At 39.7% G+C, this 15422-nt stretch carries 14 protein-coding genes and 1 riboswitch; all 14 genes read right to left on the bottom strand.

Annotation, left to right across the window (positions count from 1 at the left end; all coding sequences use genetic code 11):
* Positions 1-51: 51 nt before the first annotated feature.
* The 14 genes from thiE to IGI37_RS03715 all read right to left on the bottom strand — a co-directional run bounded on the left by thiE (position 52) and on the right by IGI37_RS03715 (position 15163).
* A complete protein-coding gene (thiE, locus tag IGI37_RS03780) occupies positions 52-690 on the bottom strand; it encodes a thiamine phosphate synthase (RefSeq protein ID WP_438760089.1) in 639 nt (212 codons plus the stop codon).
* Positions 683-1498, bottom strand: a complete 816-nt coding sequence (thiD, locus tag IGI37_RS03775) for a bifunctional hydroxymethylpyrimidine kinase/phosphomethylpyrimidine kinase (protein ID WP_438760088.1) — start codon at positions 1496-1498, stop codon at positions 683-685. Before thiD ends, thiE begins: the two co-directional genes overlap by 8 nt.
* A gap of 1 nt (position 1499) precedes the next feature.
* Positions 1500-2303 carry a hydroxyethylthiazole kinase gene (thiM, locus tag IGI37_RS03770; protein WP_438760087.1) on the bottom strand — a complete coding sequence of 268 codons (804 nt, stop codon included), beginning with the start codon at positions 2301-2303 and terminating at the stop codon, positions 1500-1502.
* On the bottom strand, positions 2281-2964 hold the full coding sequence (gene tenA, locus IGI37_RS03765; RefSeq protein WP_438760086.1) for a thiaminase II: 684 nt from the start codon (positions 2962-2964) through the stop codon (positions 2281-2283). Before tenA ends, thiM begins: the two co-directional genes overlap by 23 nt.
* A 349-nt stretch (positions 2965-3313) precedes the next feature.
* Positions 3314-3414: riboswitch (TPP riboswitch) on the bottom strand.
* A gap of 148 nt (positions 3415-3562) precedes the next feature.
* Positions 3563-4444, bottom strand: a complete 882-nt coding sequence (gene rsmA / locus IGI37_RS03760; protein ID WP_438760085.1) for a 16S rRNA (adenine(1518)-N(6)/adenine(1519)-N(6))-dimethyltransferase RsmA — start codon at positions 4442-4444, stop codon at positions 3563-3565.
* Entirely contained in the window at positions 4441-5025 is a 585-nt protein-coding gene (gene rnmV, locus IGI37_RS03755) for a ribonuclease M5 (protein ID WP_438760084.1), read from the bottom strand. Before rnmV ends, rsmA begins: the two co-directional genes overlap by 4 nt.
* Positions 5022-5795: a TatD family hydrolase gene (locus IGI37_RS03750; RefSeq protein WP_438760083.1), complete on the bottom strand. Its 774-nt coding sequence runs from the start codon at positions 5793-5795 to the stop codon at positions 5022-5024. Before IGI37_RS03750 ends, rnmV begins: the two co-directional genes overlap by 4 nt.
* Positions 5796-6028: 233 nt before the next feature.
* Positions 6029-7768 (bottom strand): adenine deaminase, encoded by a 1740-nt coding sequence (gene ade, locus IGI37_RS03745; RefSeq protein ID WP_438760082.1) that lies wholly within the window; start codon positions 7766-7768, stop codon positions 6029-6031.
* A gap of 417 nt (positions 7769-8185) precedes the next feature.
* A complete protein-coding gene (gene nhaC / locus IGI37_RS03740; protein ID WP_438760081.1) occupies positions 8186-9601 on the bottom strand; it encodes a Na+/H+ antiporter NhaC in 1416 nt (471 codons plus the stop codon).
* Between the two features lie 865 nt (positions 9602-10466).
* The gene (locus IGI37_RS03735; protein WP_438760080.1) at positions 10467-10832 is read right to left on the bottom strand and encodes a PTS lactose/cellobiose transporter subunit IIA; all 366 of its coding nucleotides are present in this window, start codon (positions 10830-10832) and stop codon (positions 10467-10469) included.
* Between the two features lie 3 nt (positions 10833-10835).
* Entirely contained in the window at positions 10836-11135 is a 300-nt protein-coding gene (locus tag IGI37_RS03730) for a PTS sugar transporter subunit IIB (protein WP_438760079.1), read from the bottom strand.
* A gap of 19 nt (positions 11136-11154) precedes the next feature.
* The gene (locus tag IGI37_RS03725; protein ID WP_438760078.1) at positions 11155-12459 is read right to left on the bottom strand and encodes a PTS sugar transporter subunit IIC; all 1305 of its coding nucleotides are present in this window, start codon (positions 12457-12459) and stop codon (positions 11155-11157) included.
* Positions 12460-12478: 19 nt separating this feature from the next.
* Positions 12479-13276 carry a tyrosine-protein phosphatase gene (locus IGI37_RS03720; RefSeq protein ID WP_438760077.1) on the bottom strand — a complete coding sequence of 266 codons (798 nt, stop codon included), beginning with the start codon at positions 13274-13276 and terminating at the stop codon, positions 12479-12481.
* A gap of 3 nt (positions 13277-13279) precedes the next feature.
* Positions 13280-15163: a BglG family transcription antiterminator gene (locus IGI37_RS03715; RefSeq protein ID WP_438760076.1), complete on the bottom strand. Its 1884-nt coding sequence runs from the start codon at positions 15161-15163 to the stop codon at positions 13280-13282.
* Positions 15164-15422 lie beyond the last annotated feature (259 nt).

Here is a 15422-nt window from a genome sequence, read left to right as displayed (position 1 = left end):
GCAACTCCTTCTGTCCTCACCTCGTTTAATTTTTTTATTTTTGACTAAAATTTAGTCTTTTTTCATTAGAGTAGCTACTGCCTGACTTATCGATTCCGCTCGAGTAATTGCTGAGATAACGGAAATGCCAGAGACAGCGGTGGCTAAAACTTCTTGGCAGTTGTCTAGGCTAATTCCACCAATCGCCACGACCGGTTTCAGAGCTTTTCGCGCATAAGTATCTAATGTTTTTACACCAATCGGCTGCACCGCATCTGCTTTAGAGATTGTGCCAAACACCGGCCCCACGCCATAATAAGTAATCTCTGTTAATTGATTGGCTTTTTCGATATGTTCGGCTGTTTCACATGACAACCCTACAATCTTGCCTGCAAACAAACGAAGAACCTCTTGGATTTCTTGATCAGATTGACCGACATGGACCCCATCAGCACCAAGTTTCAAAGCTAATTCAACGTTATCATTAACCAAAAATGGAACATTATAGGCTTGACATAGTTCTTGACATTTTTTTGCCGTTTCTTCTATTTCTGTTGGGTCGTTTAAACTTCCTGCCCCTTTTTCACGAAATTGAAAACAAGTAATTCCGGCTTGAAGCGCCTCTTCCAAAACAGAAAAAAGCGTGCCTTGAACAATATCTTGGGTCCCTGCAATAAAATAAACCTGTAACATTTTTTCTATCTTATTCATGACCCTCAACCTTTCGATAGGCCCAGTGATTGGTCGGCCCATTGCCATGTCCAACAGAAATCCCATCTTCAATTGCTGCTTGAATATAAGCTTTGGCCGTTGTAACCGCATCTAATACACGTTCTCCTTTTGCTAATTCTGCAGTGATACAGGCAGAGAATGTACAGCCCGTGCCATGGGTATTTTTCGTATCAATTCGTTTTCCAGCGAGCCACTTCACTTGACCATTTTCAAGCAACAACATATCTTCTGAAATCGCCCCTTCAATATGGTGGCCCCCTTTAACTACAATATTTTTAGCGCCCATTCGTTGAATCAGCTTACCTGCTTCAACCATCTCTTCTCTTGTTGTTATCGTTTTGCCAATTAACACTTCGGCCTCTGGTACATTGGGGGTCACCACACAGGCCAATGGTAATAGTTGTTCTTTCACTGCCCGTACTGCCGTCTCCTTTAAAAGCGCATGCCCACTTTTCGCAATCATCACCGGATCAACTACTAGTGGACCAAACTCGGCCGTCTTCAGAAACTCTGCAACCACTGTTGTGATTTCGGCGGTGAATAACATACCCGTTTTGACAGCGGAAATTTTGAAATCCTCTTTAATACTAACCAATTGTTCCTTTAACGCCTCAATTGGCAAATCAAAAACATTGGTTACGCCCTTCGTATTTTGAATAGGTAAAGCAGTCAAAACGGAGGTTCCAAAGACTCGACGCTCTTGAAAAGTCTTCAAATCAGCTTGCATTCCTGCACCGCCACCACCATCAAAACCGGCAATTGTTAATGCTTGTGTTGTTTCGTTCATCTTAGTCAACCCTTTCTATTCGAGCATTTATTTGAACTAACGCACTATCCATTTGACTCAACTGATCTAACAAACGCGTTCGAAATGTTCCAACAGACAGCACTGGCAATCGAGCTGCAACTAATTCACCAGCCAATGCATACATCGCACAAGCAATAACCACCTGTTCAATGACTGACGAGTCTGTCAAAGCAAGATACGCGCCGCAAATACAAGAATGAAGGCAGCCCGCACCTGTCATAAATGGAAAATAATCCGTCCCATTTTTAACCAAATACGTTTTCTTTCCATCCGTAACAATATCTTCTACGCCACTGACAACAACAAAGGTCTGATATTTAAGAGCCACTGTTTTAGCCATCTCAATAATATCGCCATCACCTGAACCAGCATCGACTCCCTTAGCCGACCATTCAGCCTCGGCCAAGGTGGCAATTTCTCCTGCATTGCCGCGAATTAATGTTGGTTTAATCAACTGAAGTAAACGAGTCCCTTGCTGTTTTCGATAAGTTGTGGCGCCAATTCCCACTGGATCAAACACAACTGGTTTTCCTAAACTCTTCGCTGTTTTCCCAGCAAGTTCCATCGCGGCAATCTGTTCATCATTTAGCGTCCCCATGTTCAAGACAACCACATCAGCAATTGTTGCAACCTCTATCATTTCAGGAACAGCACTAGACATAAACGGTGAAGCACCAATTGCCAAAAGTCCATTTGCAGAGTCATTGGCTACCACAATATTAGTAATGTTGTGAACTAACGGGTTTTGCTTTCTCATTTCATCAACTAATTGGTAAGGATACATGTTTGTTACTCCATTCTTCTTTTTGATAGCCCATTTCCCAAAAATATAATTCTTCATAGCTACTTATGAGAAAGGCTTGTTCCATGAGTTGAACTTCATCTTCTGAGGCGACTGCTGCCAATCGATTGGTTAAGTTTTTCTGCGCTTCAACAGTCGTTTTGTACGCCTCACTATCATAAGTTTCAATCCAACGCTGATACAAAGGAGTGGGTGAACCGTTTAAAATCAACTCCTCACCAATCTCTTGATAGAGCCAGTAACACGGGAGTAATGCCGCAACTATCCGGCCAACGCTTTTAGATTGCGCCTCTTTATACATATGAGCGATATAGTGATACGCAGCCGGCGCAACCATTGTCTGTTGAATTTCTTCTTCGGTAATCGCTAACTCCTTAAAAAACGTTTCGCGAACAGAAACCTCTGAGACTTCAATACCAGCAATATTATTCAAAAACAGCTCTTTAATTTCCGGGTTATCTGCACATTCAGCAGCTAACTTATGGATCTCTGTGAATGCATTTAAGTAAAAATGATCTTGAATCAAATAAAAACGAAACTTGTCCTCGGCCAATTCCCCACGCTGCAGCTCTTTAATAAATGGGTGCTGCATACTCTTTTGCCAAATGGGTTCAGCCTTTTTTCTAATTTTTTCTGTAAACAATTCAATCCCTCCTAAATTTTTTTAGGGAAAGATACCGCCAATCAGTTAGAGATTTAATGTGGTAAATGTTTGCGCGTGTGCCACTACGGGAAAATTGGCTGCTAAGGCTGGTTCAACAGTATCGAAATGTGCCGTTTCGTTTTATCGCCTTGCGCTTACCATCCCACTAAAAGGTCCTATAAAAGTGGGACTGGCTGCTAGAGCTATTTTAAAGGTTCGCGAACTGTTCCAGTTCGCCTTATCGCTCCGCGCATACCATCCCATTAGATGGTCTTACAAAAGTGGGACTGGCAAATAAAGACACTTCTTGCTGAGGGTTTCCTCACATGAAGTGTCTACAAATTACCTACTGATTTTTAGACTACTTCCCTACGCAAGTCTCAACTTACAGGTTCAAAGGGTCCGTTCAGATGAACATCTCAGTCAAAAATGACTCCCCTAGTAACTGGTTTCATTATAGCACAAAAAAAGAATCTAGCGTGAATAGTTGCTAGATTCCTATATCTAATAATCAATAAAAATACTCTATTATTTGAATTAATTTTGAAGAGGAAACATACTTAACAAACGTCCCTAATCATAAAACTTTCTGAATCGTTTATTTGGTAGCTTCCATTGCATTACTTAACGCTGCAAATTCAGCCAAAGAAAGTGTTTCGCCTCGACGGCCAGGATCGATTCCAGCGATTTCTAAGCTATTGGACAACCAAGCTTTGACTTCTTCTGTTTTGCCATATGTTTGTTGTAAATTATTCCATAACGTTTTTCGGCGAGACTGGAAGGAGGCCTTCGTTAGTTTGAAAAATTCTCTTTCATCCGTTACCTCTACTGCTGGCTTCTCACGTTTGGTTAATTTTAAAATGGCTGAATCCACATTAGGCTGTGGAATAAAGACTGTTTTTGGCACGATAAAGGCAATTGAAGCTTCCATATAATATTGGACAGCAATCGTTAACGAACCATAAGCTTTGGTTCCAGGCTGTGCAGAAATACGGTCAGCAACCTCTTTTTGCATCATTACAACCATTTCAGAGACAGCCAAATCAGATTCTAAAAAGTGCATCATGATGGGTGTCGTGATGTAGTATGGTAAGTTCGCCACAACTTTAATTGGCAGCTCTTCAGAAAAATTTTCTTTGGTCGTCTCAATCAAATTGGCCTTCAACACGTCTTGATGAATGACCTTGACATTCGGATAACGGTGGAGTGTATCTGCTAAAACCGGAATCAAGCGGTCATCAATTTCAAATGCTAAAACTTCTTTGGCATTTTTTGCCAGCTGTTCGGTCAATGCTCCGATTCCCGGTCCAACCTCAACCACATTTGTTTGTTCATCAATCTGTGCTGTCTCGACAATCTTGCGTAAGATATTCGGCTCTGTTAAGAAATTTTGACCCAAACTTTTCTTAAATTGAAAGCCATGTTCTTTTAAAATTTCTTTGGTTCTCGACGGTGTTGCGATTTCTTTATATTCAGTCAAATTGATTCCTCCACTATTTTCATTGCCGCTGACAGTTCAGTAGGCGTAATCCGAAACATATCTAATCGTTTTTCTAGCTGTTTGCCATTCGTATAACCAATCCGAAGCTCATCGCCTAATAGTTCTCTACGCAGCTTCGCTTTATTCCCTGCAATCAAACCATATCGAAGTAAATCTTCTCGCGTGATCCGAGTCTCAAGATTCTCTCTGTCCGAGTCCTCCACATCACAAGGTGTTACGACTTTTCGTAAAGCCTCCAAAATCGCTTCGTTACTTGCATGCTCAACACCTAAGCTATTGCCTCGCTTTTTCGGTGCCGCTTCTTTTCTCGGCAAAAACGCATGCTTGGCATCAGGAATCACTTCCATAATTTTCTTTCGGATTTTTTCACCAGAAAAATCTGGATCCGTAAAAACAATAACGCCACGAGTTTCTTGTGCATGTTCAATTTGCATTAAAATATCATCATTAATAGCTGATCCAATGGTTTCAATTGTGTCCGCTTGAACGACCTCTTGTAAACGCCGAGTATCATCTTTTCCTTCCACCACGATAATTTCTTCTATTTTTATTTTGCTCATTTGTTCTCCAATCGAAACAAACGATGCGCATTTTCTGTCGTTTTCTGCGCAAGCTCCTCTAAAGGAATATTTCGTAATTCTGCAATCTTTTCGGCTGTATAGCGAGTATAGCCAGGTTCATTACGTTTTCCACGATAAGGAACAGGTGCGAGATAAGGTGCATCCGTTTCAACCAAGAGCTTATCTAATGGAACGACCATTGCTGCTTCTTGGACCTCGACTGCTTTTTTAAAGGTCACGACGCCACTAAAGGATAGGTGCATGCCCAAATCTAAGAATCGTTTGGCCCACTCAGCATCGCCACTAAAACTATGCATAATCCCGCCAATGGTTTGAACCTTCTCGTCTTTAAGAATTCGATACGTATCTTCTAGCGCTTCACGAGTATGAATACTGATTGGCAAATTCATCTCTCTGGCAATCGCCATTTGCCTACGAAATACACGTTCTTGAACCTCTTTTGGATCCTCCATCCAATGATAATCCAAGCCAATTTCACCCAACGCCACAACTTTAGGTAACGTTAACTGCTGCTGCAAACGTTCTTCGATTTCTTTGGTGTAACTACCTGCCTCTGTAGGATGCCAGCCAATAATACTATAAATAAAATCATAGTCGCAACTCAGCTCTAACGATTTTTCAATAGTTGGCGTATCAAACCCGACGACAGCCATCTCCGTCACTCCTAGCTCAAGTGCCCGTTGAATCGTTTCTGGAATATCATCCGCAAATTGTTCTGCATTTAAATGTGTATGTGTATCAAAAATCATCCGATTCGTCTCCTCTATCAATGAGTTCCTTCCTACTTTATCATATTTCGTACAAAAGCTGAATGCTCGTCTGTTGATTTGATGAAAAAAAGTAAGGATCGAGGTAAAAATAAATACCACTGTACAGATTGTTCTCAAAAAATAGTAATGTAGTTATAGTAGCCACACAAAAAAGAGCAAGACACTTGTCCTACTCTTTTTGGCTCTATACATTTTGACTATTTATCTTTCTTTTATTCTTCCACTGAAACAGGAACAAATTCAAATTTGGTAACATCAACCAACCCTAAGTCAGTAATTTTAAGGCTAGGGATAACGGCTAACGACATAAAACCTAGTGTCATGATTGGATCCACCTCTTCGGCAATACCTAATACCTCATGTGCAAGTTTGTCGATAACTTCTTGCTGTTTCACAACCTCTTCCCCAGTTAAGTCACTCATTAAACCACCCACAGGTAAAGCAAATCGACCGATGACTTTTCCGTCGTTTACTAGAATTACGCCACCGTCTTGTTTTTTTAATTCTTCAATTGCCAAAGCCATATCTGCATCATTGGTTCCTGTCACTAATAAGTTGTGAGAATCATGCGCAATCGAAAGCCCAATAGCTCCTTGTTTGATTCCGTAATCTTTTAATAAGCCAACAAACACATTTCCTGTGTTGTGATGACGTTCGACAACCGCAATCTTTGCAACAGGCTGCGTCTCGTCGTACACAAAATTGCCCTGTTCATCGCGAGCCACCTGAACAATCGCTTCATTTGTTAAGGCTTCTGTTTGAATCACGCCGATTGCACGAGCAGTATTTGAAGTCAACGGTAGGACCAACTTTGCAACTGAAAAATCGCCAATATGAACGCTAGATTGAACAGCGGTTGTCGCTGCTCGTGTAACAGGCACCACATATTCTCCATTTACCGCTACTTGTTTGCCATCGATATATGTTTCTTCAACCGAAAATTCATGTAAATCAGAGAAAATAATGAGATCCGCTTTTAAGCCTGGCGCCACTGCACCACGGTCTGATAATTGACAACAGTCAGCTGTATAAATTGTCGCCATTTGAATCGCTTGGATAGGGTCTAGGCCTTCTTCAATACAAATTCGAATACTGTTGTCTAAATGTCCTTTTTCTAGAATCGTCTTTGCTTGAACGTCATCCCCACATAAAACACAGCGACGCGCATTTTTAGCAGTCACTCCTTTTAGTAAGGTACGTAGATTTTGAGTAACTGAGCCTTCACGTAAGAAGACATACATCCCTCGAGCAACCCGATCTTGAAGCTCCTCCACCGTTGAACATTCGTGATCATTTGCAATTCCAGCCGCCACATAAGCATTCAACTCTTTACCGTAAACCATTGGACTATGCCCATCAATACGTTTGTTCAAGTTTTTGGCTACTAATAGCTTCTCTATAACGGCCTCTTGTGCGTGAATGACTCCTGGGAAATCCATGAATTCGGCCAAACCTTCTGCTTTTCCTTCTATTAAGGGAGCTTTCATATCTGCCGCTGTTAACACAGCGCCAGCGTTCTCCATATTTGTTGCTGGAACACAAGAGGGTAACATATATTGAATGTCTAAAGCCGTATGTTGGGCAGCTTCAACCATATAATCTAGCCCTTTTAATCCTGCGACATTAACAATTTCATGCGGGTCAGCCATAACGGTAGTGGTGCCATGAGGGACTAACAAACGACCAAATTCTTCTGGGGTTACATAAGAAGATTCTACGTGGATATGTGGATCAATTAAGCCTGGCGCAATGTATTTTCCAGCTAAATCACGAACTTCTTGGCCTTCATAAGAGCCGCCAATTCCAGCAATCTTCCCTGCAACAATTGCCACATCTCCTTCTAAAGTGGTTCCTTGATAAACATCAATAATTACCCCGTTTTTCAGTACAAGATCAGCAGGCTTTCTTCCCGCAGCAACATCAATCAGCTGTGTCAATTCTTGTTTATCCATCCTTTTACCACATCTCCTTTATCAAATTCGTTCTCACTCGTTGTTCAAAAATCATTCTCGCTTGAAATAACACAATCCATTCTATTGATAGGTTGATTTACTAAATTTGAAATAAATGAATTCCGTCCACTTACACAAGAATTAGCGCCAAAGAACAATTGCTTATTTTTATTAGAATAAATTATAAACGCCCTTACAGAAGAAAACAATACACAACCAGTCTAGCAAAACGTTCGGATTTACTGATTAGCGATGAAAAACGCTTATTTTGTAAGACCTAGGCCTTCTTCCACTCATTTCAAGCCGTAAAAATAAGTTTTTTCTAATTTTTTGACACAAGAAATGAAAACGAATAAAACCCGAACAATCTTCTGAAAAAGAAATAATGTTCGGGTTTTACTGATAAACGAGGGACGTTTAACCCTCGACTTTTTCTACTTGACGTGTCGGACCTACACCCATGTGCTTGATGCCAATGCCTGTAAATGCACTGACCAAGGAAAAGACCGGTGAAAACAAACTAAAGAAAACAAAGGGTAAGTAAGTTAGGGTTGGTACGCCAAATGTGCTCGCCACAAAACTTCCGGCAATCCCCCAAGGAACTAAGTAATTAATCACGGTTCCACCATCTTCAAGCGTTCTTCCCAAAACAACTGGATCAAGGTTCGCTTTTTTGTATACCTCTTTAAAGGCATTTCCGGGAAGAATCACAGAGAGAAATTGTTCGCCGATAAAAATATTCACGCCAATACTTGCAAGTAAAGTTGTCGAGATGAGACGCGCTGGTGAAGTTAATTTCTTAGCAATCACTTCCATGACCGTTGTGACCAGGCCAGCTTCCATTAACAACCCGCCCAATGACAACGTTAAGATAATCAAAGAAACGGTTGGCATCATACTTTCAATTCCTCCACGAGAAAGAAGCAAATCAATTTCTTGATTTCCTGTAGTAGAGACAAACCCGGCATCAATCACTGAGCCTAGGCTTGCAATCGAAGTTTCTGGATGTTGAATAAAAATCATCACCACAGCGACACCAATATTCAATAAGATCGTTAAAATAGCTGGGATTTTCTTCCACGCACAGATAAACATTAGCGCAATTGGGATAAACGACCAAACAGAAATCGTGAAATTAGCATCCAATACTTGGATCACTTCATCAATTTTTGCTAAGCTAACCACTTGATTATTCACACCCAAAACGGCAAACAAAATCAATGAGACAAAGAAAGCCGGCACTGTGGACCACATCAAATTTTTAATGTGTTTGAACAGGTCTGCTTCAACAATAGCAGCAGAGAGATTGGTTGATTCTGATAATGGCGACATCTTATCACCGAATACGGAACCAGAAACAATCGCTCCGACAACTAAGGCAGGATTCAAACCAAGCGTCGTTCCTATACCAAAAAAGGCAATTCCGATAGTCGACATCACCGTAAAGGCGCTCCCGACTGCACTTCCAACAATCGCACAGACGATAAAGACAGAAGGGACAAACCACTTCACACTAATAATTTTAAACCCAACTACCATCAATGTTGGAATAATCCCTGCTTGTATCCAAACAGCAATTAATGAACCCACCAAAATAAAAATAAAGATTGGAATAATTCCAGGCTTTATGCCATCAATAATTCCTTCATGAATGCTTTCAAAGGGCAAGCGTTTAACCGTCATGTAAACCATCACTAAACCAATGGCAAAGAGAATGGCAATATTGGGCGATATTTTGAAACCAACGACACCGATTGCAATCGTTGCAACGATAATTATTAACATAATACTAGCCTCTAAAATAGATACGCTAGGTTGTTTGACTTTTTTCATTTATTTTTCCTCACAATCAATTTTCGTTATTTTTTCTATTTATTGATTGGTGGAACAATATCGAATAATCCCTCCGCAGCCCCCATCACAGGTCAGGCTGTTCCTACATGCAGCACTGCCTTTACAGTGATGATTCCACTCACAATTTCCAGTCCATTTCCGTTTGCCACACATGTTCACACACCCTCTCTTATCCATAAAAATTCGCCCTTAGCATTGATTAGCTAAGGGCGAATTTCTCCACGGTACCACCTTATTTTAAAGACAATCTCTTGTCCTTCTCTTCGTATTTAATTGTGATTAAAATTTTAGTGTACTTCGTTCAATAGATTTGATCGATTCACAGCAACCATCGACTTTCTGAACATTGAATCTATTTCCTACTGCGCTAAAAAGTTTTAAAGCTTACAAAGAAGAATATAACCAAATGATTCAATTGTCAATAGGATTGCTCAATTTATATTTTCGTTATTTTTTAATCGGATTACTATTCACGGCCGAATTAAGAAAGGAATACTCGTATATCAGGTTACCTTTAATAAAAATGAAGAATCGCATCCAAAATTCCTTCTTCTTTTTTATTCGTAAATCTTACGGCGAGAGGTAAAGGAATGGGACTAAGCACAGCCTTTTACCTCTCTTTAAGTTATGAAATCTGTAGAACTACTCAAAGCAACTGCGAATAGTAACTTAATCGCTTGCCTGTGTAGGATTTCTGTTAGTAGTCGTGCACCGATTTCAACGGTCTTTCATTCACTTACTACGTTTAACCTCAGGAAACACAAAACGTATGAAGCCTTGAAGCGCTCCATACGTTTTCAATACTATGTGCCTACTCTATCTTTTTTACCTAAGTTTCTGTTTGCTATTCACTTTCCACTTCTATTAACTGGTCTTTTAGCGCACTAAACTCTTCACGTAATGACTGAATTTCGCTGTACAAACATCGCAATTCTTTGGTCAGCTCTCCAGTCGTTTCAGCACTCATCATCAAATCTTCTGCATGAGTCATTAATAAAGACATCCAAACCGTTTCACCATTTGCTTCTTTTTGGACGAGTTGTCCATGAACCTGATGCGCTTCGCGATAAAACTCTTGTCCTTGCGTCAAAAGGTGTTGCCCTTCTTCTTCCTCTGCATTACGGAATTTTTGTAGTGCTTCAAAATAGCAGCTTCGTGCAGCTCCAGCATTGGAGATTAATTGAAAACAAACCAATTCTGTTTCTTCCATCCACTAACCTCCTATCAACGCCAATGCTTGATCTAATGTTTTGTTACCGTCCATCATGCCATATGAGCGCATGTCGATGGCTGCAACTGGACAAGATACTGCTGAAGTTACTTCTCCTTGTCGATACGATACTTGAGGTCCTAATAAAACACAGTCTGCATCATTTGCAACCGTTGCTGCAGCATCAATCGGATGAGCATCAATCGCTACCTCCAGCCCTCTTTGTGCTGCTGCTTTTTTCATATTGTTAACTAGTACACCTGTAGACATGCCACCTGCACATAATAAAATAATTTTTTTCATCTTCTCAACACTCCGCTCTTTAGGCTAATTCTTCGCCCATAACTGGGGAAAATTTTTCTTGTTTTGCTAATGCTTCTTGTTCTGCTAACGCTTTTTCTTCTGCCAATGCTGCCTTATCTTGTGAACGCATGAATGGAATATAAATAATCACACATAAGAAAAATTGGACTGCTTGAGCGACGATTCCTTGCCAACCGTTGATTAAAAACCCACCAAAGATTACAGGGAAACCTGTTGGAATTGAGACCCCATTATGATACGGTAAGAAACCAACAATTGTTAATAGATAGGCTGACAATACCGAAACAGCTGGTGTCACCATCAAAGGAACCAACATCCGCATATTCATAACCTGTGGAATCCCAAATTTGATTGGCTCAGAAATCCCAAACATCGAAGGAATCAAGCCGACTTTTCCGACTGCTTTTAACTGCTCTGATTTACAGCCGAAGATTGCTAATAGGGCGACCGCGAATGAACGAGCACCACGGTTATTTAAAATGAAGCCAATCGTGAATAAATGAGGTAAAGCAGCACCCGCACTGTAAGCCGCTAAGTTATCCAAGCCAGGCTGATAAAAGACTAACATTAAGACTGGATATACAGCCAACACACCATGAATCCCAAAGAACCATAAGAATTCGATGAACGCTACAATGATCATACAGGTAAAGACATTTGCCCCTAATGAAGTTAACGGCGCTTGCACCCATGTATAAATCATGCTAGTTAATGTGCCATAAGGAGTCATACTCATAATCACATAGATTGCACCCATAACAGTTGAAACAATCACTGCTGGCACAATTGCGGCAAAGGATTTGTTAACAATTGGTGGCACAGAGTCCGGCATTTTAATCACAAGGTTTTTCTTCACACATAAGATGTAAATACGTGCGCCTAATAATCCACCAAACATCGCTACAAACATCCCACCTGAGCCAAGTGTTTCCATTTTTAGAACTTTTGTTTCTTCTAACAATGAAATTGGACTCAAAATTAAGAAAGAGACCACACTCATAAGTCCTGCATTCAACTGATCGGCTTTTAATTGTTCTGCTAGCTTATACCCAACTAAAAATGCTACATATAAAGAAATTACATCAATCGTCATGGCATTAATCTGAGTTAATAAAGCTTTTAGCCCAATCTGCTCCATGACTTGTTGCGTTGGGCCGACATTGATGGCATTAATCAGTGAAGCAATCGAACTAATCATCATCACTGGCATTAAGCCCATCATTGCATTAGAAATTGATCGCATGTAAGTGTTATTTTGAATCTTTACTGCCCCGTTTAAAATAGCATCTTTTACGTTTTTCATTTGTTTCCCCTACCTTCCTTTACTTCTCAAGATATTTTTCTCTCAACTGTTCAATCTGTGTTTCAGTCATTCCCAGCTCGTTTTTAACGTATGCTTCAATCCCACCATATTCCTCAATCATCTCTAAGGCTGTTAGTAAAAATGAGGCATCTGCTTCCTTAAAATAGCGAACTGCTTGAACAAAATCAGGATTGTTGGTTTTTTCCATCAGCTCTTTTAAGCTACGTTCATTTTTTTCTTTCTTGTACACATTAGTGAGTAAATAATCGTGCATAATATCTTCTTTTGAGACACCCAATAATAAATGAATCAGTGCAACCCCGTATCCTGTTCGGTCTTTCCCACCTCGACAATGCTGAACGACACCTTCTTCACGATCATCCAAATAAATCTCCAACATTTCTTTATAGACTTCTTGGCTGCGTTTTGAACGAACAAATTCGCGATTCTGCTCAGTCATTAAAAATTTTGCCAATTCAGCTGTCATATTATCAAAATCAACTGGCTTATCTTCTCCATCCTCTGAAGAAGCCAGTGCCGCGATATCTGCAATCGGGTCAAGATACACCACGCGTGCATTGCCAATCGGTAAGTCCTCGTTATTCAAACGCTCCTTCTCATTGCGGTAATCAATGATTGTGGTTAAACCTAGCTCGGCTAACTGTTTTTGATCTTTCTCAGTCAGCTTACTAAGTTCATCCGCACGATATAATTTCCCTTTAATCACCTTTTTTCCAAAACGCGTAGGATAGCCGCCGAAATCGCGGAAATTATAGGCACCTTCTAATTGAATCTTCTCTTTATTCTCTGTCTTCATCATTTACTCCTTTATCACTGACATAAATTCATCAAAATTTCTTGCTTGAATCATCTGCTGCATCTTCACTGGAGATGAACATAACTGAATTAAATGTTCGGTTAGTGGTTTGCTTTTCAGATGATCTTTTTTACTTATCAATACTAGAAAGACAATGCGAACGGAATTCTTATACCAAAAAACAGGTTTTTTCAGCGTACATACGCAGACCGTTGTTTTGGGACTAATCAAGGCATTCGGATGTGGAAAGGCAGCATTTGGCAATAAATCGGTGCCAAAGTATTTTTCTCGCTCTTCCATCAACGCTTCAAAACTCTCTGGTAGGTCCATTTTTTTACGAACTTCATGAGATAAAAACGCTAACAATTCTTTTTTGGATTTGAATTGACGATTGGTGAAATACAACGCTTCACTAAAATAAGAATGCAGCTGTGAAGCCGTGACCTCTGTCGCCAAGACCTTCTCAATTTTACGGATTGTCTCTGGTTGTAAAAAGTATTCAAAGTTAAACATTGGAATACTTCCTTTGTAGTCGACAGAAGCTGTCGTAAAAATAAAATCATACTCGTTATTTTGCAAATATTCTTCATAATCTCGTTGTTCACAAATGGTGATGGAATCAATGTAATGATGAAAATATCGACCAAATTTAACTTTTAGTAACTCACCTGTTGAGCGACCTAACTCATTAATTACAAGAATGCGTTTCTTAGAAATTGAGCTTGCTTCTCTATTTAAAGAAACATCGAAATGCATCGCTAGATAACTTAACTCATGATCACTTAGCGTTTGATGATGTTTACGAAAAATTGTTTGTCCTGCAATAATAGCCAAATCATAGGCCATCACACAATGAACCTTGACTTGATCCAATAAGGGATTCTTTAGCTCGATTCCCATGTGTAATCGATCAATTAACGGAGCACAATGAATATTCAACATCGTTTGTAAATCTAGGTCATGAAGTAAATCCAAATGTTTTTGTTGTTTAATTTCAAGAAGAATCTCATTTACCAATTCATTAACTTCTTTTGAGGCAACTTGTGACTCTTCTGATGCAGCAATTCGTTTACCAACAATTTGACCTAACACATAATTGTGTTCGCTTTCAGAAAATTGTACATCACACATTTCTTCCAACCGATCAATGATTCGTTGTCCGAGAATCTCTTGTTCATTGTTCGTTCGCCCTTCGATTGGAATACTTTGCTCAAGATAACAGCCTTCTTGCATCCGCGTCACTGCAATTTGTAAATGGTACGATAAATTATTCAAAATATTTTCAGAAATCGGATACGCTTGTTTGGCAAATTCCTCAGAAATAATTCCTTTAATGATGCCAAGTAGCTCAGAAGCCGTCTCACCAAACAATTCCAAACTGTTATCATGTACTTTTAAATGATATTTTTGTACATAATTACTGGCTAAAAATCGCCGTAAATCAAACTCATTCCCAGCTATTTTCATACCATAGTAAGGCTTTGACTCTAAGGTCAATTGGTAGTAGCCAAGGATTCGTCGAAGTTCTTTTAATTCTTGCGATAACTTACTTTGCGAAATAAATAATTGCTCACAAATAGTTTCGGCTTTGACATAGTCTTCTTGGTTAAGAAAAAATTCCGTTAACTGTTCCAATAGATCTTCTTTTCGATTTGTTTGCTCTTTAACCCTCGAAAATTTTTCTTGATTAATGATTTGAAGTTCTAACCCACGCCCTTTCTTGATTTCAATCCAACAGCCGTTTTCAGCCTTTTGTTGATTTAGTTCTGTCACATACCGACGAACCGTTTTGGAGCTGACGCCTAATTGGATTGCCGCCATTTCACTTGTCATACCTGTTGTTGATTCACTCAAGAGTTCAATTAAGGATAAGCTTGTTTTTTCCATTTATCTTTACCTCACCTATATTGTAAGTTTCTTTCTCCTGGACCTCCATTTGCAGAATGTCTTTTATGCTTCGGAAGTTTTTCATAAGGAGTTGTCAGATGTACAGTTATTTAAATTAACACTTTCCTTTTTCATTATCAGGGTAAACCATATAAAAAACCACCCTTTTTCAATTAGAAATAGCAGAGAAAAAATGGCAGTAAAAACTGATGTTATTTTCATCGTAATCTGTTCTATAAACCGCTAATAATCAATAAAT

The organism is Enterococcus sp. AZ194 (assembly GCF_051713825.1).
Taxonomy (GTDB): Bacteria; Bacillota; Bacilli; order Lactobacillales; family Enterococcaceae; genus Enterococcus_K.
The sequence above is the reverse complement of the archived record's forward strand: the minus strand, read 5'-3'. Positions and strand labels throughout refer to the sequence as shown.